This is a genomic window from Actinacidiphila alni (genome assembly GCF_900112845.1).
Classification (GTDB): domain Bacteria; phylum Actinomycetota; class Actinomycetes; order Streptomycetales; family Streptomycetaceae; genus Actinacidiphila; species Actinacidiphila alni.
Genome location: NZ_FONG01000014.1, coordinates 170804 through 195136 on the forward strand (window position 1 = coordinate 170804; position 24333 = coordinate 195136).

At 72.7% G+C, this 24333-nt stretch carries 19 protein-coding genes; 9 read left to right on the forward strand and 10 right to left on the reverse strand.

The window, feature by feature from the left end; genetic code table 11:
* The first annotated feature begins 16 nt into the window (after positions 1 to 16).
* Both BM076_RS23155 and BM076_RS23160 read left to right on the forward strand, forming a co-directional pair.
* Positions 17 to 2230 carry a tetratricopeptide repeat protein gene (locus tag BM076_RS23155; protein ID WP_093715589.1) on the forward strand — a complete coding sequence of 738 codons (2214 nt, stop codon included), beginning with the start codon at positions 17 to 19 and terminating at the stop codon, positions 2228 to 2230.
* Positions 2227 to 2925, forward strand: a complete 699-nt coding sequence (locus tag BM076_RS23160) for a flavin reductase family protein (RefSeq protein ID WP_245796236.1) — start codon at positions 2227 to 2229, stop codon at positions 2923 to 2925. Before BM076_RS23155 ends, BM076_RS23160 begins: the two co-directional genes overlap by 4 nt.
* A gap of 31 nt (positions 2926 to 2956) precedes the next feature.
* Here BM076_RS23160 and BM076_RS23165 read toward each other — a convergent pair whose 3' ends face one another.
* Complete coding sequence (locus BM076_RS23165) at positions 2957 to 3493, reverse strand: GNAT family N-acetyltransferase (RefSeq protein ID WP_093715590.1); 537 nt, start codon at positions 3491 to 3493, stop codon at positions 2957 to 2959.
* Between the two features lie 106 nt (positions 3494 to 3599).
* Between BM076_RS23165 and BM076_RS23170 the strand changes: the two genes are divergently transcribed.
* Genes BM076_RS23170 through BM076_RS23185 form a run of 4 tightly spaced genes read left to right on the forward strand, consistent with a single transcriptional unit; the run spans position 3600 to position 7205 of the window.
* Positions 3600 to 4472, forward strand: coding sequence for an ABC transporter ATP-binding protein (locus BM076_RS23170; RefSeq protein WP_093715591.1), 873 nt, complete (start codon positions 3600 to 3602; stop codon positions 4470 to 4472).
* Positions 4469 to 5323 carry an ABC transporter permease gene (locus BM076_RS23175; protein ID WP_093715592.1) on the forward strand — a complete coding sequence of 285 codons (855 nt, stop codon included), beginning with the start codon at positions 4469 to 4471 and terminating at the stop codon, positions 5321 to 5323. Before BM076_RS23170 ends, BM076_RS23175 begins: the two co-directional genes overlap by 4 nt.
* A gap of 2 nt (positions 5324 to 5325) precedes the next feature.
* Positions 5326 to 6552, forward strand: coding sequence for a sensor histidine kinase (locus BM076_RS23180; RefSeq protein WP_245796237.1), 1227 nt, complete (start codon positions 5326 to 5328; stop codon positions 6550 to 6552).
* On the forward strand, positions 6549 to 7205 hold the full coding sequence (locus BM076_RS23185; RefSeq protein ID WP_245796238.1) for a response regulator: 657 nt from the start codon (positions 6549 to 6551) through the stop codon (positions 7203 to 7205). Before BM076_RS23180 ends, BM076_RS23185 begins: the two co-directional genes overlap by 4 nt.
* A gap of 33 nt (positions 7206 to 7238) precedes the next feature.
* Here BM076_RS23185 and BM076_RS23190 read toward each other — a convergent pair whose 3' ends face one another.
* The 3 genes from BM076_RS23190 to BM076_RS23200 all read right to left on the reverse strand — a co-directional run bounded on the left by BM076_RS23190 (position 7239) and on the right by BM076_RS23200 (position 11738).
* Positions 7239 to 9056, reverse strand: a complete 1818-nt coding sequence (locus BM076_RS23190) for an ABC transporter permease/substrate binding protein (protein WP_093715595.1) — start codon at positions 9054 to 9056, stop codon at positions 7239 to 7241.
* Positions 9049 to 10398: a quaternary amine ABC transporter ATP-binding protein gene (locus tag BM076_RS23195; RefSeq protein WP_093715596.1), complete on the reverse strand. Its 1350-nt coding sequence runs from the start codon at positions 10396 to 10398 to the stop codon at positions 9049 to 9051. Before BM076_RS23195 ends, BM076_RS23190 begins: the two co-directional genes overlap by 8 nt.
* A gap of 95 nt (positions 10399 to 10493) precedes the next feature.
* Positions 10494 to 11738 carry an MFS transporter gene (locus tag BM076_RS23200; RefSeq protein ID WP_093715597.1) on the reverse strand — a complete coding sequence of 415 codons (1245 nt, stop codon included), beginning with the start codon at positions 11736 to 11738 and terminating at the stop codon, positions 10494 to 10496.
* Positions 11739 to 11810: 72 nt separating this feature from the next.
* On the opposite strand from BM076_RS23200, the gene BM076_RS23205 reads away from it, so the two are divergent.
* Positions 11811 to 12587: a DeoR/GlpR family DNA-binding transcription regulator gene (locus tag BM076_RS23205; RefSeq protein WP_407640696.1), complete on the forward strand. Its 777-nt coding sequence runs from the start codon at positions 11811 to 11813 to the stop codon at positions 12585 to 12587.
* 280 nt (positions 12588 to 12867) lie between these two features.
* Here the strand turns inward: BM076_RS23205 and BM076_RS23210 are convergent, their stop codons facing one another.
* From BM076_RS23210 to BM076_RS23225, 4 genes are all read right to left on the reverse strand, one after another.
* Positions 12868 to 14238 (reverse strand): UDP-glucose dehydrogenase family protein, encoded by a 1371-nt coding sequence (locus tag BM076_RS23210; protein ID WP_093715598.1) that lies wholly within the window; start codon positions 14236 to 14238, stop codon positions 12868 to 12870.
* Between the two features lie 69 nt (positions 14239 to 14307).
* Positions 14308 to 15468, reverse strand: coding sequence for a right-handed parallel beta-helix repeat-containing protein (locus BM076_RS23215; RefSeq protein WP_093715599.1), 1161 nt, complete (start codon positions 15466 to 15468; stop codon positions 14308 to 14310).
* A complete protein-coding gene (locus tag BM076_RS23220; RefSeq protein ID WP_245796239.1) occupies positions 15465 to 17387 on the reverse strand; it encodes a right-handed parallel beta-helix repeat-containing protein in 1923 nt (640 codons plus the stop codon). Before BM076_RS23220 ends, BM076_RS23215 begins: the two co-directional genes overlap by 4 nt.
* On the reverse strand, positions 17384 to 18625 hold the full coding sequence (locus tag BM076_RS23225) for a glycosyltransferase family 2 protein (RefSeq protein WP_245796240.1): 1242 nt from the start codon (positions 18623 to 18625) through the stop codon (positions 17384 to 17386). Before BM076_RS23225 ends, BM076_RS23220 begins: the two co-directional genes overlap by 4 nt.
* A gap of 373 nt (positions 18626 to 18998) precedes the next feature.
* On the opposite strand from BM076_RS23225, the gene BM076_RS23230 reads away from it, so the two are divergent.
* Entirely contained in the window at positions 18999 to 20237 is a 1239-nt protein-coding gene (locus BM076_RS23230; protein WP_093715601.1) for a lactonase family protein, read from the forward strand.
* A gap of 326 nt (positions 20238 to 20563) precedes the next feature.
* Here BM076_RS23230 and BM076_RS23235 read toward each other — a convergent pair whose 3' ends face one another.
* On the reverse strand, positions 20564 to 21889 hold the full coding sequence (locus BM076_RS23235) for a PP2C family protein-serine/threonine phosphatase (RefSeq protein ID WP_245796241.1): 1326 nt from the start codon (positions 21887 to 21889) through the stop codon (positions 20564 to 20566).
* A gap of 218 nt (positions 21890 to 22107) precedes the next feature.
* A complete protein-coding gene (locus BM076_RS23240; protein ID WP_093715602.1) occupies positions 22108 to 23565 on the reverse strand; it encodes an FAD-dependent monooxygenase in 1458 nt (485 codons plus the stop codon).
* 106 nt (positions 23566 to 23671) lie between these two features.
* Here BM076_RS23240 and BM076_RS23245 point away from each other — a divergent pair, with 106 nt between their 5' ends.
* Complete coding sequence (locus tag BM076_RS23245; RefSeq protein WP_093715603.1) at positions 23672 to 24295, forward strand: TetR family transcriptional regulator; 624 nt, start codon at positions 23672 to 23674, stop codon at positions 24293 to 24295.
* The last annotated feature ends 38 nt before the right edge of the window (positions 24296 to 24333 follow it).

Below are 24333 nucleotides of genomic sequence, written 5' to 3' on the forward strand. Positions count from 1 at the left end.
ACTCAAGGAGCACGCCATGACCTCGTCCCCGCCTCCGCCCCGGCACATCAGGACCGGCACCGGCACCGGCACCGGCACTGGCACCGCGACCGCCGGGCACGGCGACCTGCCGGCCGCGCCACCGGCCGACTACGACGTGCGCTGTCACCGCCGGCTGCGCGGACCGTACACCGGAGGCAGTGCCCTGCTCCGTGCCGTGATTCCCGAACTCGCGGGCGCGCACGACGAGTTGATCGCCGCGCGGGCGACCGAGGTGATCTCGTTGACGCCCGACCAGGCGCCGCTGGTGCCGATCGCGCCGCAGACGCTGACCGCGCTGGCCAGCCGCGCCGAGCGCACCCGTTTCTACTCCGTCGCCCGGACGCTGCGCGTCTCGCACGGCGTCGCCGAACTGCTGATGGACTGGGCGCGCGCCCTGCACCCGGGTGGCGCCGTGATCCGCTTCCGGGAGGTGGACGACGCCGACCCCACCGACCGCGAGCTGGTCGCGGTCCTGCTGCGGCGCTGCGACCCGGCCGTACTGCGGCTGGTCGTGGAGTCCGACAGTCTCGCCGACGACGAGCTGGGCAAGGCGCTGCACACGTACACCGACCGGGCGGCCGACCCCGTTCCGCCCTTTCAGGACCGGCCGCAGGACGCCGACCTCGCGCAGGCGTGGATCGACGCCGACGGCACCTCCACGGATCCCGAACTCCTCGCCGCCTACCAGGCGTTGCCCGCGCCGGAGCGGGCCGCGCGGCACAGCGCCCGCGCCGCGCTGCTGGCCGGGAAGGACGAGCCGGGCAGTGCGCTGGGCGCGCAGCTCTTCCACCTGGAGCACGGCACGGACCCGGCCGCGGCGGCCGGCACCGCCTTCCTCGAAGCCTGCGAATCCTGCTTCGACAGCGGCTTCTACGAGGCGGCGCTCGACATGGCCCAGCGCGGCCGGGCGCTGTTCGGCGACACGCGCCCCAAGCCGTACTGGAACCTCACCAACAAGATCGGCGCGTGCCTGTCGTACCTGCGGCGCGGCGAGAAGGGCTTCTCGTACTTCGCCGAACTGCGGTCCGGCAGCACCGAACCCGAGATCCACATGAACAGCTGCTACATGATGGCGATGCTCTACACCCGCCACCTGCCCAAGGGCATGCACGACGAGATGCGGGCGCTGGAATGGGTCAACACCGCGATCGCCATCGCGGACTGGAATCCGGACCCGCACCGCCGGATCTTCGTCGGCGCGTTCATGCGCAACGCCAAGGCGCTGGTCGAGCTGCACCGTGCCGACCTGGACGCGGCGCTCGCGCTGGTCAACGAGGCCATCGCGATGACCGACGCCGACCTCGGCCCGGACGAACAGCTGCTGCACCGCTCGGTGCTGCGCTACAACCGGGCGCAGATCCTGGCCGCGATGGGCGACCACGACGGCTCGCTGGCCGACTACGACCTGGTGATCAGCCGCGACCCGGACTACGGCGACTACTACTTCGAGCGGGCCGGGGGGCGGCGCGCCAACGGGCAGTTCGAGGCCGCGCTCGCCGACTACGCCGAGGCCATCCGGCTCAGCCCGCCCTTCCACGAGGCGCACTTCAACCGGGCCGATCTGCTGCGGGAGTTGGGCGACGAGGAGGGCGCGCTGCGCGACCTGGACTACGCGGCGATCCTCGACCCGTACCACGTCGACACCCTCGTCAACCGGGCCGATCTGCTGATGGCGCTCGGCGACACCGAGCGGGCCGCGGCCGATGTGGCGGCGGGCCTCGTGCTCGACCCCAAGAACGCCAATCTGCTGTGCGCGCAGGGCACGTTGCTGGCCGACGCCGAGCAGACGGAGGCGGCGCTCTCCAGTTTCACCGCCGCGCTGGAGGCCGATCCGTCGTTCGTGGCGGCCTGGGTGAACCGGGCGGTGCTCGCGTACACCGCGGGGCGGCCCGCCGACGCCGTCGACGACCTCGACCACGCGATCGGGCTGGCGGACGACCCGGTGCTGCGCGGCAACCGGGCGCTGGCGCTGTACGACATCGGCGCGCACGAACGGGCGCTGGCCGATCTCGACGTCGCCGTACCGGAGTTGGCCGAGGAGGACCCGGACCTGCTCTTCCGGCGCGGCGCCGTACGCCTGGCGCTCGGCGACCGCGAGGGCGCGCGGGCCGACTGGCGCGACCACCTGGCCGCGTACGCGGCGGCCGGCGAACCGTCGCCGCACGCCGAGGAGATCGCGGCGGCGGGCGCCGCGGAGAGCGCGGCGTGACCGCCGCCGCCGCGGCACCGCACGTGCCCGCGCCCGTGCCCGCCGCGGGCCCGGACTCCGTCGAGTCAACTCCCGTCGTAACGACGGCCGGTACGGCAGGCGGGACGGCGGCCGGTGCGACGGGCGGGACAGCGGCCGGGACGACAGGCAGCACGGCAGCCGGGACGTCAGCCACGGCGGCGGCCGGTACGGGCACCGGGATCGGCGCCGGGCTCTACCGGTCGGTGATGCGGCAGCACGCCAAGGGCGTCGCCGTCATCACCGCGGGCGAGGACACCGCTCCCCCGCACGGCTTCTGTGCCACCTCACTCACCTCGGTCTCGCTCGACCCGCCGCTGGTGTCCTTCACCGTCGGTCTGCACGCGGCTTCCTGGCCTGCGGTGGAGGCCGCGCGCCATGTCGCGGTCCACCTGCTCACCGACGCCCAGGAGGACACCGCGCGGCGGTTCGCCCACGGCGGCCCGGCCAAATTCGGCCGGGCCACCCGCTGGCACCGCGGCGCGCACGGCCTGCCCGTCCTGGACGACGCTCTCGCCTCACTGATCGTCTCGGTCGTCCAGGTCATGCCGGTCGGGGACCACGCGCTGGTCATCGGCCGCGTCGTCGAGGCCGCCCTCACCCCGGCCCCGGCCCGCCCGCTCATCCATCACGACGGAGCCTTCGCCCACCTGGCGTTCCCGTCCGACGGGCCCTGATCCGACGGCCCCTGATCCGCCGCGTGCCCGGTCAGCCGGGCACGGGGGCCGCGCGCACGCCGAGCCACTGCTCGGCGTCCCACGCGTGGAAACGCTCCACCTCCGTGAAACCGAGCCGCGCCGCGAGGCGCATGGAGGCGGTGTTGGCGGTCTGGGTGGCGAGCACGACCGGCTCGCCCGGGCAGGCGGCGGCGAGCCAGGTCAGGGCCGCGGCGCAGGACTCGGCGGCGTAGCCGTGGCCCCAGGCGCGCGGCAGGAAGAGATATCCGAGGTCGGGTCTGCCTGCGGCGGCCGGGCGGTGCGTCGGCGCCGCCCGGCGCAGCAGGATGTGGCCGATCATCGCGCCGTCGTGTTCGACGACGAAGCTGCCGGGCCACGGTTCGGGCACCTCGGGCAGCTCGCGCTCCACCTCACCGCGGGGGCGCGGGCCGCCGAGGTACGTGTGCACGTCGGCCGAGGCGAGCAGGTCGACGAAGGCCGGTCGGTCGCGGGCCTCGGGTGCCCGCAGGACGAGCCGGGCGGTGGTCAGGGGCGCGGGCGGCCACGGCACATCGAGCGTCTCGGGCATCCGGGAACCCTAACAGCGGGCCGGTTCGGGCTGTCCACCGATCGGTGGACGGGGAAGTGTCCGTACGGTCGTATCCCGGGCGGGCGCGACGCGGGACCGTGGGCGCATGACGCAGAACGCGGCGGTACGGGTGCGGGGGCTTCGCAAGCGGTACGGCGGGGTCGCCGCGGTGGACGGGGTGGATCTGGACATCGCGCGGGGCGAGGTGTTCGGGATCCTGGGGCCCAACGGGGCCGGCAAGAGCACGACGGTGGAGATCCTCCAGGGCTACCGGACGCGGGACGGCGGCGAGGTGGCCGTGCTCGGGGAGGACCCGGCGGCGGGCGGGCGGGAGTGGCAGGCGAAGGTGGGGATCGTCTGGCAGGACGGCGGCGCGGCGCAGGAGTTGACGGTCGCGGAGACCGTACGGCACTTCGCGCGCTACTACCCGCGGCCTCGGGACGCAGAAGAGGTGATCGCGCTGGTGGGCCTGGAGGAGAAGGCGGGCAGCCGGACGAAGGCGCTGTCGGGCGGCCAACGGCGGCGGCTGGACGTGGCGTTGGGGGTGATCGGCGGGCCCGAGCTGCTGCTCCTCGACGAGCCGACGACCGGCTTCGACCCGGTCGCGCGGCGGCAGTTCTGGGAGCTGATCCGCAGCCTCGCGGAGGAGGGCACCACGATCATCCTCACCACGCACTATCTGGAGGAGGCCGAGGCGCTCACCGACCGGCTGGCGGTGATCAGCGCGGGCCGCGTCGTCGCGGAGGGCGCCGCGGACACGCTGGCCGGGCGGGCCCGGGCGCGGGCCACGGTGCGGTGGACGGAGCCGGACGGCACGCGGCGCACGGAGGAGACGGACACCCCGACGCGTACGGTCGCGGAGCTGGCCGCGCGTTTCGGCGGCGGCGAGGTCCCCGAACTCCGGGTCACCCGGCCGACGTTGGAGGACGTGTACCTCCGGCTGATCGGGGAGCGGGACGGTCAGGGGGTGGCGTCATGACCGCCGTCGGGAGCGGGACGCCGTCCCGTACGGTGCCGGTGGCGGGCGAAAGGCTGCCCGGCGCCTGGCGGTTGGGGCTCGCACGCGGCGCGATGGAGCTGAAGCTCTTCTTCCGCCAGCGCGAACAGGTCGTGTTCACCTTCGCCTTCCCCATCGTCTTCCTCTTCCTCTTCGCCTCGATCTTCGGCGACGACATGGAGAACACCGGCTCGACGGCGTCGCAGTACTACGTGGCGTCGATGATCGCGGCGGGCATCATGTCGACCAGCTTCCAGTCGCTGGGCGTCTCGATCGCCATCGAGCGCGACGAGCACGTGCTGCGCCGCCTGCGCGGCACACCGATGCCGCCGGCCGCGTACTTCCTCGGGAAGATCTGGCTGGTGCTGGTGACGGGGGTGCTGGAGACGGCGGCGCTGCTGGTGTTCGGCACGACGCTGTACGACGTCGACCTGCCGTCCGACATCACCGGCTGGCTCACCTTCGGGTGGCTGTTCCTGCTCGGCATCACCTCGTGCGCGCTGCTGGGCATCGCGATCAGCAGTGTGCCCAAGTCGGGGCGGAGCGCGACCTCGGTGGTCGTCCTGCCCTTCCTGGTCCTCCAGTTCATCTCGGGCGTCTACATCCTGATCGACACGGTGCCGAACTGGATGCTGACCATCGGCTCGTTCTTCCCCCTGAAGTGGCTCTGCCAGGGCCTGCGCGGCGTGTTCCTCCCCCAGGCCGCCGCTTCCCTGGAGCCGGCGGGCAGTTGGGAGTACGGGCGGGCGGCCCTGGTGCTGGGGGCGTGGTGCGTCGGAGGATTGGTGCTGTGTCTGCTGACCTTCCGGTGGAAGAACCGGAAGGAGGGCTGAGCGTGGCCTCCGGCCCGGTTGCCCAAGGTGTCGCGGGGGCGCGGTCCCCCGATGTGTGGGAGCGGTCGTTCGCGCCGTGGGACTGCTACTTCGCGGTCGTGTGGGTCGCGACCGTGCTGTTCGCGCTGGCCGCCGAGAGCCCGGGGACGGGCGTGCGGGCGGCGGCCGCAGGGCTCTTCGCGCTGCTGGTGCCGTGGTACGTGGCCGCCGGGCGCCCGTTGCTGTGCGCGCAGGCGTACGGGGAGCGGGCGTCGGTGCGCTATCTGGTGGTGCTGGTGGGGCTGTTCCTGCCGCCCGCGGTGCTGGTGGGCGAGACCCGGCTGGCAACCTTCGCGCTGGTGCCGCAGTGCTTCATGCTGCTGCCGGTACGGCACGCGCTGACGGCCGTCACGGTGATCAACATCGTGCCCGTGGCGGGCTGGGCGGCGCTGTGGCGGCCGGACGCGCACGACGTCTACTACAACAGCGTGTTCGCGGCGGTGACCCTGGTCTTCTCCGCGGTCGTCGGCAGCTGGATCATCCGGATCATCGAACAGAGCGCGGGACGCGCGGAGTTGGTCGCCGAACTGGACGCCAGCCGCGAGGCGGTCTCCCGGCTGTCGGCCGAACGCGGCGCGCTCGCCGAGCGGGAGCGCTTCGCGCGGGAGATCCACGACACCCTCGCGCAGGGCTTCACGAGCCTGCTGATGCTCGCCCAGGTGGTGGAGACCGAGATCGGCACGGACGACGAACGGGCGCGCGGCCACTGCGCGTTGATGGCACGCACCGCCCGGGAGAATCTGGCGGAGGCGCGCGCCCTGGTGGCCGGCGGCGCCCCCGCCGACCTGCACGACAGCTCGCTGCCCGACGCCGTACGGCGGCTCGCGGCCCGGCACGCGGAACAGACCGGCGCGGGCGCGGCCGTCGAGGTGACCGGCACCGTACGGGGGCTGCCGGCCGCCGTCGAGGTGGTGGTGCTGCGGACCTGCCAGGAAGCGCTGGCCAATGCGCGGCGACACGCGGGCCCGGCCGCCGACGTGGCGCTCGGCCTCGACTACGGGACCGGCCTGCTGTGGCTGCGGGTCCGCGACACCGGGCGCGGCTTCGACCCGGAGCGGCCCGCCACCGGGTACGGGCTCGCCGGACTGCGGGCGCGGGCCGCCGAGATGGGCGGCGAGGCGCGCGTGGAGTCCGCGCCGGGCCTGGGCACCACCGTCACCGTACGGCTGCCGCTGGAGGCCGCGCGATGACCGGGGCGGACGCAATGAAGGTGCCGGGCCGGCCGATCCGGGTGCTGCTCGCCGACGACCACCCCGTCGTCCGGGAGGGCCTGGCCGCGATGCTCGGCGCGGAACCCGACCTCGACGTGGTCGGCCAGGCCGACAGCGGGCCGCGCGCGGAGGCGCTCTGCGCCGAACTGCTGCCGGACATCGTGCTGATGGACCTGCGGATGCCGGGCGGCGGCGTGGTCGAGTCGATCGGCCGGATGACGGCGGCCGGGCTGCCCTGCCGGGTCGTCGTGCTGACGACGTACGAGACGGACGGCGACATCCTGCGGGCCGTGGAGGCGGGCGCCGCGGGCTATCTGCTCAAGGACGTGGCACGCGCCGAACTGGCCGGCGCCGTACGGGCGGCGGCGCGCGGCGAGACCGTGCTCGCCCCGTCCGTCGCCGCCCGCCTCGTCGACTCGCTGCGGGCGCGGCCGGAACGCCCCCGGCTGTCCGAGCGCGAGACGGCGGTGCTGCGGCTGGTCGCCGAGGGCTGCACCAATGCCGAGATCGGCCGCCGTCTGTTCATCGGCGAGTCCACCGTGAAGACCCATCTGCTGCGGGCCTTCGCGAAGCTGGACGTCACCGACCGGACGGCGGCCGTCACCAGCGCGATGCGGTACGGGATCCTGTGAATCCCGTACCGCACCCGTGATGTTGACGAAGTGTCAGCTCTTCGTCACCGGCGCCATCTTGTCGGCGACGCCCGGATTCTTGTCCAGCCACTTCTTCACACCGTCGGCCGTTTTGCCCTGGCCCGCGGCCTGGATGTCCGCCTCCAGGGAGCTGAGCTGCTCCTCGGAGAGGTGGAAGTTCTTCATCCAGGCGGTGACCTGCGGGTCGTCGGCCGCGCTCTTCTTGTTGGCGATGTTGTGGATGGAGTCGGCGGCGCCCCACAGGCCGTTGGGGTCGGCGAGCTTGGTCAGGTCGTACGTGCTGTACGCCCAGTGCGGCGACCACAGCACGACGGCGACCGGCTTGTGCGCCGCGTAGTCCCGCTTCAGCTCGGCGAGCATCGCGGAGGTGGAACTGGCGACGACTTTGTACTCCTTGTCGAGGCCGTAGCCGGGCAGCACTTTGGAGTTGAGCAGCTTCATCTCACCGGCGCCCGGCTCGATGCCGATGATCTTGCCGCCGAACTGGCCGCCCTTGCCCTTGAGGTCCGCCATGGTCTTGACGCCCTTGACGTAGGACGGGACGGAGACCTCCAGCGTGGTCTTGTCGTACCACTTGCCGAGGTCGGCGTAGTCCTTGCCGTACTGCTTCAGGTACGAGGCGTGGGTGGTCGGCAGCCAGGCGTCGGTCAGGTAGTCCAGGTCGCCGTTGGCCAGGCCGGTGAAGGCGGCGCCCGGGTCGTACGTGCTGACCTTCGTCTTGAAGCCGCGGCTGTCGAGGACCTGCTTCCACAGGTTCGCCGAGGCGATCGACTCGTCCCAGTTGAAGGCGCCGATGGTGACGGCCTTGCCCTTGCCGACGTTCGAACCGGCCTGCGTCGTACCGCCGTTGTCGTCGTCGGAGCCGAAGACGCCGGTGCCGCAGGCGATCAGCGCCAGGACGACCACGGCGGACAGGCCGACGGCCGGGCGCGGGCGGTAGCGGAGCACACCGAAGCCGTGCAGCGACACCTTCGCGCGGGCCAGCGCGAGCGCGCGGCGGCCCAGCGGCGAGACCTGGTCGCCCAGCGCGCCGGTGATCCGGTCCAGGTAGATGGCCAGGATCACCACCGCGACACCGCCCTCGAAGCCGAGGCCGATGTTCACCTGGCTGATCGCGCCGAAGACGGTGGAGCCCAGGCCCTCCGCGCCGACCATGCCGCCGATGACGACCATGGACAGCGCCAGCATGATCACCTGGTTGACGCCCGCCATGATCGTCGGCAGCGCCAGCGGCAGCTGCACCCGCAGCAGGGTGCGGCCCGGCGACGTACCGAACGCGTCGGCGGCCTCGACCAGTTCGGCGTCGACCTGCCGGATGCCCAGCTCGGTCATGCGGACACCGACCGGCATCGCGAAGACGATCGTGGCGATGACCGCCGGGACCGTACCGAGGCTGAAGAAGATGATCGCCGGGATCAGGTACACGAAGGCGGGCAGCGTCTGCATGACGTCCAGGACCGGCCGGACCACCATGCTCGCGCCGCGGCTGCGCGCCGCCCAGATGCCCAGCGGCACGGCGAGCAGCAGCGCCACCACGCCCGAGACGACCACCAGCGACAGCGACTGCATCGCCTCGTCCCACTGCGCGATCGAGTCGATCAGCGCGAAGCCGAGGAAGGCCAGCACACCGGCGGGCAGGCCGCGCATCCACAGCGCGATCACCGCGAGGATGCCCGCCATGAGCAGCGGCGGCGGGCCGCCGAGCACCCATTCCACGCCGTCGTAGAGGTGGTTGACGACGCTGCTGATCGCGTCGAAGAGCCAGGAGAGGTGGTCGGTCAGCCAATTGACCACGTCCTCGGCCCAGTTGCCGAGATGGATCCTAGGCACTGGCCGCCTCCCTTCCGTGGCCGGCCGGGTCTTCGTCGGCCGCGCCCTCGCCCAGGTGGTGGCCGTCCGTGGGCTGACCGTCCGCGTGGTCGCCGTCCGCGTGGTCGCCGAGCGCGGCGAGCAGCGCGACGCGCGGGATGACGCCCTTGAGGCGGCCGTCGCCGTCCACCACGGCCAGCGGCATCGTGGTGCGCGAGGCCGGGGTGAGCAGCCCGGACAGCGGGGTGTCGGCGCGGGTGGTCACGCAGTCGGTGTCCATGAGGTCGCGCACGGTGTCGCCCTCGTCGGCGGACGGGTTCGGGGTCTTGTGGAGCGCGGCGCCCGGCTGTTCCAGCGACTGCGGGCGCTGCTGCTCGTCCAGGGCGCGTTCGACCCGTTCCTCGGTGACCGTGCCGAGCAGCTTGCGGCCGCCCTCCACGACGAAGGCCGCCGAGGCGTGGTCGGTGCGCAGTACGCGCATCGCGGCGCGCGGGGCGTCGTCCGGGCCGACCAGCGCGCGCGGCTCCTCCATGATCGAGGCCGCGGTGAGCACCCGGGAACGGTCCACGTCCTGCACGAAGCTGGCCACGTAGTCGTCGGCGGGCTCGGTGAGGATGTCCTGCGCGGTGCCGATCTGGACGATCCGGCCGTCGCGCATCACCGCGATCCGGTCGCCGAGCCGCATCGCCTCGTTGAGGTCGTGGGTGATGAACACGATCGTCTTGTGCAGACGGCGCTGGAGGTCGATCAGCTGGTCCTGCATGTCGCGGCGGATCAGCGGGTCGAGCGCCGAGAAGGACTCGTCCATCAGCAGCAGTTCGGCGTCGGTGGCCAGCGCGCGGGCCAGCCCGACGCGCTGCTGCATACCGCCGGACAGCTCGTCGGGCCAGGACTTCTCCCAGCCGCCGAGCCCGACCAGCTCCAGCGCCTCCGCCGCCTTCTTCTCCCGCTCGGCGCGCGGCAGACCCTGCACCTCGAGGCCGTACGCGGCGTTCTCCAGCACACTGCGGTGCGGGAACAGCGCGAAGTGCTGGAAGACCATGCTGATCCTGCGGGAGCGCAGGTCGCGCAGGGCCTTCGCCGGCAGGGCCGTGAGGTCCCGCCCGTCGAACAGCACCCTGCCCGAGGTGGGCTCCAGCAGTCCGTTCAGCATGCGCAGCAGCGTGGACTTGCCCGATCCGGACAGGCCCATGACGACGAAGATCTCGCCCTGCTCCACGGTGAAGGAGGCGTCGACGACCGCGGCGGTCGTCCCTTCCTCCCTCAGTTGCTCACGGTCGGCGCCTTCCTGGAGGCGTCGTACTCCTTCCTTCGGCTTTCTGCCGAAGACCTTGCTCACGTGCTCGACGACAAGCTGTGTCACGGTTGCCTTTCGGGGTAGTCGGGCCAGTGGAGCCGTGCCCTCCGACTCCGCGTCGCCGCCTACCCGGGACCGTGCACACTGCAAACAAATACGGCCTAAACCTTTCCGGTTTCTACCGTTTCGTCCTGGTTCGGTCCGGCGGTCGTTCCGGTGACCGGCGCATTGTGCGACGCCTCGCCCGGGGCGAGGGTGCCCGCGGCCACGCTCGCGATGACGCAGAAGGCGATCGGCAGGACGAAGGCGGCGTTCAGCGGCATGAAGTGGGTCAGCGGGCCGATCACCGCGGGGCCCGCGAGCATGCCGAGGTAGCCGAGGCCCGCCACCCGCGAGACGTTCGCGCCGGCCGCCGACCGGTCCGCGTGCCCCGCGGCGCTGAAGAGCTGCGGGACACAGCCGGACAGGCCGATCCCGAAGACCGTCCAGCCGGCCAGCGCGAGCGGCACCACATGCGTCAGCGAGGCCGTGGCCAGGCCGACGGCGGCGATCGCCGAGCCGTAGCGGAGCACCGCGACCGTGCCGATACGGGCGGCGACCGGGTCGGTCACGAAGCGTCCTACGGTCATCGCCGTCGCGAAGGCGCCGTAGGCGAGGGCGGCGGTGGCGGCCGGGGCGTCCAGCACGTCCTTGAGGTGCAGCACGCTCCAGTCGTTCGCGACGCCCTCGCTGAGCATCAGCATCAGGGCGAGCGCGGCCAGCACCCAGATCCGGCGCGGCGTCCTCGGCCTGCGCTTCGCACCCGGGTCCAGGGCGCCGGCCGGTGCGGCGTCGTCCTCGTGCGGGGGCTCGGTGGGCAGCAGCGCGGGCGTGGCCAGCAGCGACGCGGCGATGGCGACGACCGCCGCCGCGCCCAGCGTGACCACCGGGCTCCAGCCGAGCTTGAGGGTGAGCGCGCCGAGCAGCGAGGCGACGACACCGCCGACGGAGAAGACGGCGTGGAACGCCGACATGATCGGCCGCCCGTAACCGCGCTCGACCTGGACGGCGTGCGTGTTCATGCTGACGTCCAGGCAGCCGTTGCCGAAGCCCAGCACGAGCAGGGCCGCGCCCAGCGCCCACGGGTTGGTCGCCAGGCCCGGCAGCACCACGGCCGCCGAGCACAGCACGGCACTGGCCGGTACGACCTTGCGCGCGCCGATACGGTCCGACAGCGGGCCCGCGAGCTGCATACCGGCGAAACCGCCGCCGCCGAGCAGCAGGAGCAGCCAGCCCAGCACCGCGTGGCTGATGCCGACACGGTGCTCCACGGCCGGGATGTGCACGATCCACATGCCCAGGACGAAGCCGTTCAGGGCGAAGAAGCCGAAGGTGGCCAGCCGGCCGGCGCGCAGGGATCTCTCCATACCGCGAACGTAACGAACAGATTCTCTGTTTGTAAAGTTGCAATACGAACATTGCGGGTGTTCGATGACGGTATGACGAGCACGATGTCCGGGCCCGCGGCCGAGCGGCTGCGGAAGATCGCCGAGGCCGTACGGGAGGCCGGGCGGCTCAGCGTCGCCGAGCTGGCCGAGCTGACCGAGACCTCCGAGATGACGATCCGGCGTGATCTTGAAGTGCTTGCCGAGCAGGGCGTCATCGAGCGGTACCGCGGCGGGGCCCGCAGCCTGCTGCTGCGCGGCGAGGAGCCGCCGTTCGCGCTGCGCGCGCAGGACGGGACCGAGGCGAAGCGGCGGATCGCCGCGGCGGTTTCCGCTCTCCTCGCCGACGGGGAGTCCGTCGTCCTGGACAGCGGGACCACCTGCCTGGAGGTCGCCCGCGCCGTCGAGCACCGGCGGCTCACCGTCATGCCGCTCTCGCTGCACGCCGCGAATTCCCTCGCCGGGGCGGCGGAGGTACGGCTGCTGCTGCCCGGGGGCGAGCCGCGGCCCGGCGAGCTGGCCCTCACCGGGCCGCTCACCGAGGCTTCTCTCGCCTCGCTGCGGTTCGACACGGCTGTCATCGGGTGCTGTGGCCTGACCTCGGCCGACGGTCTCACGGCGTATGACCTGGCCGACGCCGCCGTCAAGCGGGCCGCCGTCCGGGCCGCCCGGCGGGTCGTCGCCGTCGCCGACGCCGCCAAATTCTCGCGCACCGCCCTGGCTTTTGTGGCCGCCGCCGGCTCGCTCGACGTCATCGTCACCGACGGGTCGGCTCCCGCCGAGGAGATCGCCGCTTTTCGCTCCGCGGGAGTGACGGTAACCACCGTCTGACGGTGCCCCTCCTCCCGCGGAGGGCGGTGCCTTCTCGCCTGGCGGCGAGCGAGGTCTTTTTCTGCGCTGGCGGAGGACGGTCACCCTCAGGGGCGCGGGGAACTGCGCGCCCAGCCCGCGCGGGCCTTCGGACAAAAAGCCGCCCCCAGCGGGGCAGACGCTGTTGTTTTGCGACCACCGGCCCGGTGGTGGGTTGCTCGCGCAGTTCCCCGCGCCCCTAAAGGGGCACCCTCCCTCCGTAGGAGGGGGCCGCACTCCGCGGGGGGACCGGACTCCGGAGTCAGGGGCGGCCCAGGGCGCGGTAGTCCCAGCCGGCCGTTCTCCATTGGACGGAGTCCAAGGCGTGGCGGCCGTCGACGATACGGCGGTGGGCGACGACGTCACCCATGACGTGGGGATCGATCTCACGGAACTGAGCCCACTCGGTGAGCAGGACAACGACGTCGGAGCCCGCGGCAGCGGCCAAAGCATCGGTGGCGTAGGTGAGTTCGGGGTACGCGCGGCGCGCGTTGGGCACGGCGGCGGGGTCCACGACAGTGACGACAGCCCCGGCGGCGTGCAGGGTGCGGGCGACATCGAGCGCGGGCGCGTCCCGGATGTCGTCGGAGTTGGGCTTGAAGGCGGCGCCGAGCGCCGTGATCCGGCGCCCGGCGAGCGCGCCGCCGGCGAGCTCGCGGACGAGGTCGACGGTGCGGGCGCGCCGCCGCTGGTTGATGCCGTCGACCTCGCGGAGGAAGGCGACGGCCTGCCCGACGCCGAGTTCCTCGGCGCGGTGGGTGAAGGCACGGATGTCCTTGGGCAGGCAGCCGCCGCCGAAGCCGAGCCCGGGCTTGAGGAAGCGCCCGCCGATCCGGTCGTCGTAGGAGAGGGCGGTGGCGAGCCCGGTGACATCGGCACCGGTCGCCTCGCAGACCTCGGCCATCGCGTTGATGTACGAGATCTTCGTGGCGAGGAAGGAGTTGGCGGCGACCTTGACCAGTTCGGCGGTCGGCAGGTCGGTGACGACGACGGGCGTGCCCTGGGCGATGACGGGCGCGAAGGCGGCGCGCAGCCGCTCCTCGGCCCAGGCCGAGGTGGTGCCGAAGACGAGCCGGTCGGGGCGGAGGGTGTCGTCCACGGCGTAGCCCTCGCGCAGGAACTCGGGGTTCCAGGCGAGTTGGGCGTCGGCGCCGGCGGGCGCGGTCTTGTGGAGGAGTTCGGTGAGCCGGGCCGCGGTGCCCACCGGCACGGTGGACTTGCCGACGACGAGCGCGGGTCCGCGTATGTGCCGGGCGAGTTCGGTGACGGCGGCGTCCACATAGGTGAGGTCGGCGGCGTACGACCCCTTCTGCTGCGGGGTGCCGACGCAGATGAAGTGGACGTCGCCGAACGCGCCGGCCTCGGCGAAGCTCGTGGTGAAGCGCAGTCGGCCGGAGTCCAGGGCCTTGGCGAGGAGTTCGGGCAGTCCCGGCTCGAAGAAGGGCACTTCGCCGGAGGCGAGCCGCTCGATCTTGTCGGGGTCGACGTCCACGCCGAGGACGTCGTAGCCGAGGACGGCCATGCAGATGGCGTGGGTGGCACCGAGATAGCCGGTGCCGATGACGGTGAGCCGGGGCGCGGGACCGGTCTCGTTCCCGGGCCCGTTCTCGGTGGCGGTCGCAGAAATGGTCATGCTGGTCTCCGGAGAAGTCGCACACGTGTGGTGGGAAATGGCCTCGACAGGCGTGACAGGGAACGGGGTTCAGGACGCGCAGGCCACGTTGGCCAGGCCCTTCGCCGCGTCGGACACCTTGTTGTCGCAGGCCACGGTGTTGCCGTCGGAGGTGAGGTGGAAGCCCCAGCCGGGCCCGTCCACCCGGGCGACATTGCCCTTGAAGGTGTTGCCGGTGCCCCAGCCCTTGAGGATCTCGTGGGTCTGGAAGCCGTCCTCCGTGGAGTGGGTGCCGGTGTTGTTCTCGATCAGCCAGCCGTTGCCCTTGACGTCCACCCAGGAGTCGTTGTTGGAGCCGCTGAGCCGGGCGCCGTCGAAGGTGTTGCCGCTGAGGACACCGCCGGTGGTGCCCTCCTTGATGTCCACGGCCTCGGCGGTGGTGGCGCTGATCCGGTTGCCGATCACCGCGTTGCGGTCGCTCGCGTCGGGCTCGCAGTCGCTGTTGGTGCACCAGTTGGACTTGGCGGAGCCGATGTAGACGCCCTCGCCGAATTTGTCCCGACGCCGACCGGTGTCGCTGATGGTGTTGTCGCGTACGACGTTGTCGGAGCTGAAGTCCCGCAGGTGGATGGCCTCGTCACCGATGTGACGGACTGTCAGTCCCTGGATGACGGAGCCGCGCACCTTGTCGGCGACCACGCCCTTCTGCCCGTTGGTCACGGTGAAGCCGACCAGCCGCCAGTAGCTGGCGCCGTCCAGGTGGAAGCCGTAACCGCCCTTGATGCCGCCCGCGTCGAGCACCGCGCCGGGGCCGCCGCACAGGAACACCGGCCGGTCCGCGGTGCCGGGGGTCTTCGCGGTGAAACGGCCGTCGTAGGTGCCGTCGGCCAGCTTGATGCTGGTGCCGGGCGCGGCCCGCGCGAGCGCGGACTTCAGCGAGGCGGCGTCGCCGACCGTCACCGTCGCGGCGGGGCAGTCGACGCGCGCGGAGGAGACCGGCGGCACCGCCGTACCGGTGGGGTCGGCGGATTCCGTCGCGGTGGACGAGGGCGAGGGCGGCCGCGGGACCGAACTCGCCGCGCCCGCCGTCTCCTTGTCCTTGCCGTGGTGGTGCCCGGCCCCCTTGGAGCCGTGGTCGGAACCCCCGCCGCCGCAGCCCGCGAGCGCGCCCGCGAGGAGGACGGCCGCGACGAGCGAGGTGCCCGCGTACGTACTCCGGGATGTCCTCCGGGCCGTCATTCGGTTCGTCATTCGGTCATCACCGGCACCCGGTGCCGCCCGTTGCCCGTCGCCGACGGCGCGGTGACCTCGTGGGCCGCGCCCGCCAGCGGCGCCTTGTCGGCGTAGGGGTGGGTGCCGAGCACCCGGTTGCCGCGGCGGCTGCTGCGCCGGGCGCCGAGCAGCGCGGAGAACAGGATGATCAGCAGAAGCGTCGTCCACAGCAGCGTCATCGGGCTGGCGTAGTGCCGGAATTTGATCCAGAAGGCGCTGGTGTCGTGCCAGGCGAAGGTCTGGTTCTTCTTGATCGTGGTGCGGCCGTGCGCCCGGCTGGTGTCCACCGCGCTCGGGCCGACGCCCGCCACCACGTTGTACGACACCGTGGACTTGGCGATGTCGCCGACGAGCGAGATGCCGTGGTCGGTGACGTCCTGGACGGTGTTGCCGCGCACCTCGGCCTGCGAGTCGCGGACGTAGATGCCGGTGTCGGCGCCCTCCACGACATTGCCGGTCACGGTCGCGTCCGAGACGCCGTCGCGGACCGAAATCCCCTGCCGCTTCTGGCCGGTGAGGTGATTGCCGGTGATCGAGACCTTCGTCGCGTCGGTGCGGGCGACGATGCCCATGTCGCCGCCGTCGACCTGGTTGTTCTGCACGCCGACGTCGGCGCCGCCGTAGATCTCGATGCCGTAGCGGCCGTTGCCCTTGGCGGTGCTGTCGGAGACCGAGTTGGAGCCGTAGCTGCTGATCGGCTCACCGGACGCGGACGGTCCGGAGGCGAGCGGACGGCCGCTGAGCGTGAAGCCGTTGCCGCCGTTGTCCAGGGACGTGGAGCCGGTGACGCGGACCTGTTCCGTGGCGCGGGAGAGCACGAAGCCGTCACCGCCGTTGTCCCGCGAGACCGTACGGTCGAGCACCGCGTTGGTGACGCCGCGGTGCATCACGACGCCGTCCTCGATGCTGTCGTGCACCTGGGTCTTGCTGACGTTGACGCCGTTGGCGCCGGAGACGAACAACCCGTACAGATTCCCGGAGATGGTGGAGTCGCTGATCTCGGCGGACACGTAGGACAGCGTAGGCACCGAGAAGCGGCTGTCGGGCGTGGTGAGCGGGCCCGCGGGTTCGGCGATGACGCCACCGCTGGACGGCGAGGTCGCGTCGGCGCCGGACGGCGAGGTCGCGGCGGCGTCCGGGCCCTCGATGTTGCTGGTGTCGGGCCGGTCGGTGCCGGTGAGGCTGAGGCCGCCGGTCCGCCCGCTCCAGAAACCGAGGTCGGACACCTGCGCGTACGTCATCGAGAACTGCCCGCCGACCGCCCGGATGTACGCGCGGCCGTCGCGTACGTCGGTGTCGGTCCTGTTGGTGCGGGTGTCCAGGCTGCTGATCCGCATCGGCGCCTGCGGGGTGCCGGCCAGCGTCAGCCGGCCGCCGAAGGACACGATCGACACAAATCCCTTGTTGTTGCTGGCCATTCGGAGGGTGAGGCCGCCGGGGCTGGACAGATTGAGCTTGGCGCCGGCGTCCACGTAGATGTTCTCGGTCAGCAGGTACGAGCCGTCGTGCTTGCGGACGAAGGTCTGCGGCGCCAGCTTGATCAGGTCGGCGACGCCGTACGGCTTGCTGCGCTGGGTCAGCACGAGCGTGTAGCCGCTGCCGGTGTCCAGGCGGTACGGCTCGGTCCAGCGCTTGCCCTTGAGGGCGGCGACGGAGGCGACCGCGCGGACCTGGTCGAGCCGGTGGTCCTCGGCGGCGACCAGTGCCGCCTCGTTCTCGGAGTCCTCGGCGGTGATCTGCTGGTCGTCCTTGCCCTTGCCGTCGGCGGGCGCGGCGGTGGCGGTGCCGGCGGTCGCCGCCGTCACGGCGGTCAACGCGAGGGCGAGCAGCGGGAGTACGGCCGCGGCGCGCGTCAGCCGGGCCCGTGCGGGACGGTTGCGTATCGGGCGGTTGTTCACAGTGCCCCCGCCCGGTCGGCGGCGGCAGCGGCGGCGCGGGTGCTGTCGGCGAGCGAGGGGCCGGTGCCGGTGAGCGAGGCCGCGTTCTGGCCCTCGCCGCCGACGCTGTCGCTGGTGCGGGTCAGCCAGCCCTGCTTGTTCATGGTCAGGAAGGCGTAGAGCTTGATCGGCAGCGAGATCATGATCACCACGAGGGCGAGCAGCGGCAGCAGCAGGATCTCCTGCGGGTGCCTGCGCAGGTGCGAGTAGCCGCGGATGCCGCGGCCGACCAGCAGCCAGATCAGCACCAACGCGATGCCCCGGCCGGTGTGTTCGAGCCGGGAGAAGAGCAGATAGCTCAGCGCCATGCCCATCGTCACCGGGGTGACCAGGATCTGCAGCACGGTGATCTTGGTGACCAGCGGCACCCGCCAGATCCAGCCCTTGTAGACCGCCGTCAGATAGCAGCGGTACGAATTGCGGCTCCAGCGCACCCGCTGCTTGACGAAGGCGCGGAAGGAGGACGGGAACATCGACAGCGCGCGGGCCGACGACTGGTGCACCGTCTTGTAGCCGGACGCCAGCACCAGCCAGGTGAGCCGTCCGTCGTCGCCGGCCACGCAGCGGCGGCCGAGGAAGAATTCGTTCTCCAGATTGTCGAGCACCGGCACGATCGCGGCCCTGCGGTAGGCGGCGGTCCGCCCCGACAGGCACGCGACGGCGCCGGCCCGGCCCATGGCGGGCACGTAGTCGTAGTAGCGCAGGTTCACCAGCCAGTCCGCGACGCGTCGCCAGACGCTGGTCCTGCGCTGGTAGACGTTCTGCTGGGTGCCGACGCCGCCGACCTCCGGGTCGATGAACGGCATCTGCACGGCGGCCAGCAGGCCCGGCTCCCAGCGGGTGTCGGAGTCCACCAGGACGACGACCTCGCCGGTCGCGGCGCGGATGCCGACGCCGAGCGCGGACCGCTTGCCGCGGTGCTCGAAGGCCAGCACCCGCACCCGCGGGTCCTCCACGAGCGACAGCCGGCGGATGACCTCGGTGTCCTCGACGTCCGGGACGATCACGATCTCGTCGGGGTCCTGCGCGAGCCAGGTCTCCAGGCAGTCCAGCAGGATGTCCGGGTCCTCGCGGTAGGCGGGCACCACGACGGAGACGGAGGTGCGGAAGTCGTTGACGACGGGTCTCGCGAAGCGGGAGAGGACGGCGCGGTAGGCCCACAGCGCCCACACGAACAGACCCGCGATGCCCAGCGGCATCACCTCACGCCATGAGGTCTCCGCTGTCGCGGTGACTATCCATGACCAGACTTGGTCGAAAAATCCTGACACGTGCCCTGAACCCCCACCCACGTGGTATTGCGCGCTTTGCCCCGATAAGCGCGTGATGCCTCTCTGTATCCGCGAATGTAGTGGCAAAATCCGCGCCTCAGCACACAAGAAATACAAAATTCACTCACCCTTCCCGCACGAATGACAGATGTTCTTCCGGTTGCGGCTGCGGGAGAAGTGACGGGCGTCGCGCGGGAGACGCGTGGAGCGCCCCGCGAGGGGCTTCGGGGGTCTTGCGGTCGCCATTGGTCCAGGCCATCGTGGGCGGAACGGCTGGTGCGGACGCGTCGGAGGAGGAGCGATGGGTGAACGGGACACGCGGGGTCCAGGGCGCCGGGCCGTGCTCGCGGCCGGTGTCGGCGGGGTCGTCGCGGCCGTGACCGCGGGCGTCGCCGCCGCGGCGGCCGGCGGCGGGGACGGCGGCGCCGCCGGGAGCCGTACGCCGGAGGCGGCCGCGCCGCAGCCGTCCACGACCGCGACGCCGAGCCCCGCCGACGGGCCGCGCCCGCTCTATCTGGGCACGTACACCACGAGCGCGGCGCAGGGCATCGGGCTGGCTGCATACGATCCGGCGACCGGCGCGATCACCGGCGGCGGGACGCTGGCCGGGGTGGCGAACCCGTCCTGGCTCGCGGTCTCCGGCAACCGCCTCTACGCGGTGGACGAGCAGTCCGACGGCGCGGTGACCGCGATCGCGCTGCCGGCCGGCGACGGCGCGCCGACCGTCCTGGGGACGCAGCCCACGGGCGGCTCGGGCCCGTGCCATCTGTCGGTGACGCCCGACGGCGGCCATGTGCTGAGCGCCAACTACGACTCCGGCAGCGTCGCGGTGCACCCGGTCGGCGCGGACGGCGGACTGCTGCCGCGCACCGACCTCGTCCAGCACACCGGCTCGGGGCCCGACCCCGACCGGCAGGGCGGCCCGCACGCCCACATGGTGCTGAGCGATCCTGCGGGCCGGTACGTGCTCGCCGTCGACCTCGGCACCGACTCCGTCTACACCTACCGGCTGGACACGGCGACCGGAAAACTCGCCGCCGTCTCCCGGGCCGCGGTCACGCCCGGCTCCGGGCCGCGCCATCTCGCCTTCCACCCGTCGGGCCGATTCGCCTACCTCGCCAACGAGTTGGGCGACTCCGTCATCGTCTGCGGCTACGACCAGGACAGCGGTACGGTCACGCCGGGCGCGCCGCAGCCGACGGTGCCTTCCGGCTCCACGCCGGGTGAGCGCAACTACCCGGCCGAGGTCGTCGTCTCGCCCGACGGCGCTTTCGTGTACGTCTCCAACCGCGGGCACAACAGCGTCGCCCGCTTCGGCGTCTCCGACGACGGGGGCACTCTGACCCTGGTCGACGCGGTGGCCACCGGCGGTGCCTATCCCCGCGACATCGCCTTCGGCGCGGACGGGGCACTGCTCTTCGCCGCCAACCAGAACGGCGGTTCCGTCACGGTCTTCCACCGCGACGCCTCCACCGGCGCCCTCGCCCCTACCGGGGCCCCCTTCTCGGCCCCCACCCCGGTCTGCGTCCTCCCGACCTGACTCCTGCGGAGTGCGGTGCCCCTCCGGGGGGGGCGGCGCGTGATGCCTCCTGCGGAGGACGGTAACCCTCAGGGGCGCGGGGACGCGGCGCTGCGCTGACGGAAGTGGGTGCCCGATAGGGGCGCGGGGAACTGCGCGCCCAGCCGCAGCGCGCCTTCAGACAAAAAAACCGCCCCCAGCGGGGCAGACGCTGTTTGTCTCGCGACCACCGGCCCGGTGGTGGGTTGCTCGCGCAGTTCCCCGCGCCCCTAAAAACATGACTCCCGCACTCCGCAGGAGACATCAGCCACCGCCCCCGAAGGGGAAACCGCACTCCGCGGGAGGGGTCAGGTGCGGGCCGCCAGGAGGGCGATGTCGTCGTCGGGGGACGCCGGGGGGACGGTGGCCAGGACATGGTCGAGGAGATCGTCGAGGGACTCCTCGGACAGGCCCCGGCGGAGCCGGGTGAGCCGGGCCAGCGACGTGTCGATGTCCTCGCCGCGCCGCTCGACGAGCCCGTCGGTGTAGAGCAGCAGCACCTGACCGGGGTCGAGGCGGTGCACGACCGCCCGGTAGTCGCCGAGCCCGGTCCCGAGCGGCGGCCCGGTCGGCACGTCCAGCGGCCGGGCGGGCCCGGCCGGCCCGAGCAGGGCCGGCGGCAGGTGCCCGGCCGCGGCCAGCGTGACCCGGTGCCGTACGGGATCGACGAGCGCGAGCAGGCACGTCGCGGGACGCGTCGCGTCGCTGAGGGCGGTGACACGGTCGAGCTGCCGCAGTATCCGGTGCGGCGGCAGCTCGGTCCCGGCGACGTACCGCAGCATCGAGCGGTACGCGTTCATGTCGACGGCCGCGTCCAGGCCGTGGCCCATCACGTCGCCGATGACGAGCAGCGTCCGCCCGAAGGACAGCCTGATCGCCTCGAACCAGTCGCCGCCGACCATCGCGGACGAGCCCAACGGCAGGTAGCGGGAGGCGAGTTCGAGATTGGCGTGCGGGCTGCCCGGCTCGGCGAGCAGCGCCCGCTGCAATTCCATCGTGAGGTCCCGCGCGAGCGCGTGCCGCCGCGCGTTGTCGATGCCGCGGGACGCCCGGTCCGCGACCGCCTGCACGAGGGCGGTGTCGGCGGCCGTGAAGGGGCCGTGCTCGGCCGAACGGTGCAGGGACAGCGCGCCGATCAGCTGCCCCCGGGCCCGCAGCGGCACCACCAGCCGCGGCGCGCCGCCGCCCTCGCACGGCCAGTCCGCGGCGGCCCGGGTGTCCGTGACGGCCCGGCCGCCGGTGAGGCAGCGGCCGGTCGGGCAGCCCGGCAGGTGCCGTATCCACGCTCCGTCCGGCACATGGCCGTTGTCGTCGTCGGCGCCGTCGTACGGCGCGGGGTCCGCCCGTACGGCCACGCGCCGCGTCCGCGGCGGTCCCGCGCCCAGTGTGAGGCCCGCCGGTACCGCATCGGACGGCAGGATCTCCACCGCCGCCCGGCCGGCGAATCGCGGCACGACGAAGCGGGCCAACTCCCCGCAGGTGGTGGCCGGATCGAGGGTGGTGCCGATGCGTTCTGTCGCCTCGTCGAGGAGCGCGAGCCGGGCATGGTCGGCCCGCAGGCCGGGCGACGCGGGCGCGGCGGCAAGCAGCACTTCGACTTCGCCGGGGCCCGTGCCCGCGCTGTCGGAACCCACCCGTGCCTCCCTGGCCAGTTCCCTGCCCGAATTCCCTGCACGAAAATCCTGTCATCAGGCTACGTGGCCCCGCGCCGCCTTTGGCCGGTTCCCCGCCGAGGGGCGCCCCTTCAGGGGCGCGGAGCCGCGGAAGTGTGGGCAGGGGCCGCAGCCCGGTGTGAAGCCGCCGCCTCCACACCGGACGTGGACGCGCTTCCGGACCCCCGGGGACCGTCCCGTCACACAAGGGAAGAACAAGCCTCGGCGGCGAGGGCGTCCAGGTCGGGGGCGGCGGCACCGGAACCGGTGTCCGCCGCCCAGGCCGCGTAGCCGTCCGGGCGGACGAGTACGGCGCCGAGGCCGGGCAGCCCCGGCACCGGCGCCGCGCGCGTGGCGCCGAGGCCGGCCGGGAGGATGCCCGCGAGGTCGGCCAGTACGGCCCTGCCGGTCGCGAAGAGCGCCGGGTCGAGACCGGCGACCCGCCGCCCGACCAGCGGGTGCGCGCCGGGCGCGGTGCCGGCGCCGGTGTAGGAGTGCGCGAGGCCCGACATCAGGCCCGCCATACGGCGGTTGGCGTCCGGCTGCCGCAGCAGGTCCGTGACGACCTCGCGCAGTTCGAGCACGTCGGGCGTGGGTCTGGGGTCGGCGAGGACGCGCTGCGCCTGTGTGATGTGCAGGACCCACGCCCCGGCCGGGTGCCGCTCGGCGTGATACGTGTCCAGCAGCGCCTCCGGTGCCTTGCCGCGCAGCACGGCGGCGAGTTTCCAGCCGAGGTTGAAGGCGTCCTGCATGCCGAGGTTGAGGCCCTGGCCGCCGAAGGGCGGGTGGATGTGGGCGGCGTCGCCCGCGAGGAAGACCCGGCCGATCCGATACTGCTCGACCTGGCGGGTGGCGTCGCCGAATCGGGAGGCGTGGTCCACGGCGGCCAGGACGGTCTGCTCGCCGTAGACGGCGCGCAGCGGGCCCGCGATCTCCTCGAAGGTGACGGGCGCGTCCTTTTCCTGGAGCGCTTCCGGGTGCGCGACGCCGCCGGTGAAGCGGTAGCGGTCGCCGCCGACCGGCACCAGCATCACCCAGTGGTCGCCGGCCTCGCGGGTGAGGGTGCTGATGTGGCCGATCGCGCGGGGCACCAGGTCCGACACGGACGACAGCCGTACGTCGGCGAGCACCGCCGTGTACGTCCCGGCCCGGCCGGGGAAGGCGGCGCCGAGCAGCTTCCTGACCGTGCTGTGCCCGCCGTCGCAGGCCACGAGGTGGCGGGCGGTGATCCGGCGGCCGTCCGCCGTCGTCACCGTCACGCCGTCCGCGTCCTGCTCGACCGCCGTCACGGCGGCGCCGCGCAGCAGGGTGACGCCGAGCGCGAGCGCCCGCTCCTCCAGCACCGCCTCGATCTCGCCCTGCGCGACCGCCAGCGGACAGGGGTGGGCGGTGTCCCAGGCCGTGCCGTCCAGCGGCACCGGCAGCATCGCGAAGTGCCCGCCGTCCGGGGTGCGGGCCAGTGAGCGGGCCCGCATGGGCGCCAACAGGCCGCGCGCTTCGAGGAGTTCCTGCGTACGCGGCTGGAGTGTGCCGCCCTTGGTCTGCTCGACCCGCTCCGGCAGCCGCTCCACCACCAGGGTGCCGATCCCGGCGAGCGCCAGCTCGCACGCCAGCGTCAGCCCGGTGGGCCCGGCGCCCACGACGATCACCTCGGTCATCGTTCCTCCCCTTCTTCGTCCTCATCACGTCCACAGTTTCTCGACCGAGTGCAAATCTACACCGAGTGCAGAAATATTCCGAGTGCGGTGTTGGTACGGTGACGGCATGGCAGGGCTGCGGGAGCGCAAGAAGGCACGGACGCACGCCGCCATCTCGGACGCGGCCATCGCGCTCTTCCTGGAGCACGGCTTCGACCAGGTGTCGGTGGCGCAGGTCGCGGAGGCCGCCGAGGTGTCCAAGCGGACCGTCTTCGCGTACTTCCCCGCCAAGGAGGACCTGGTCGTCCACCGCTTCGCCGACCACGAGAGCGAACCGGCCCGCGTCGTACGCTCCCGCCCCCCGGGCGTCCGGCCGCTCGCCGCGCTGCGCGACCACTTCCTGGCCGGGCTGCGCGACCGCGACCCGGTCACCGGCCTCAACGACCTGCCGCAGATCCTCGCGCTGACCCGCATGATCATGGAGACGCCCGCGCTGCGCACCCGCGCCGTCACCTTCCAGGACGGCGCCGAGCAGGCCCTCGCGGCGGCGCTCCACGAGACCGCCGACGTCCCCGAGCTGACCGCCAGGCTCGCCGCCGCCCATGTGGTCCGCACCCACTGGCTGCTGGCGATGGACAACTTCGACGCCCTGCTCGGCGGGCGCGCCGCCGCCGACCGCCACCCGGCCGCCGTCGCCGACGCGGAACACGCCTTCGCGCTGCTGGCCGACGGCCTCGGCACGTACGTATAGCCGTCCGCGCGTCCGGGGCTTGAACCTCACGTTGCGTG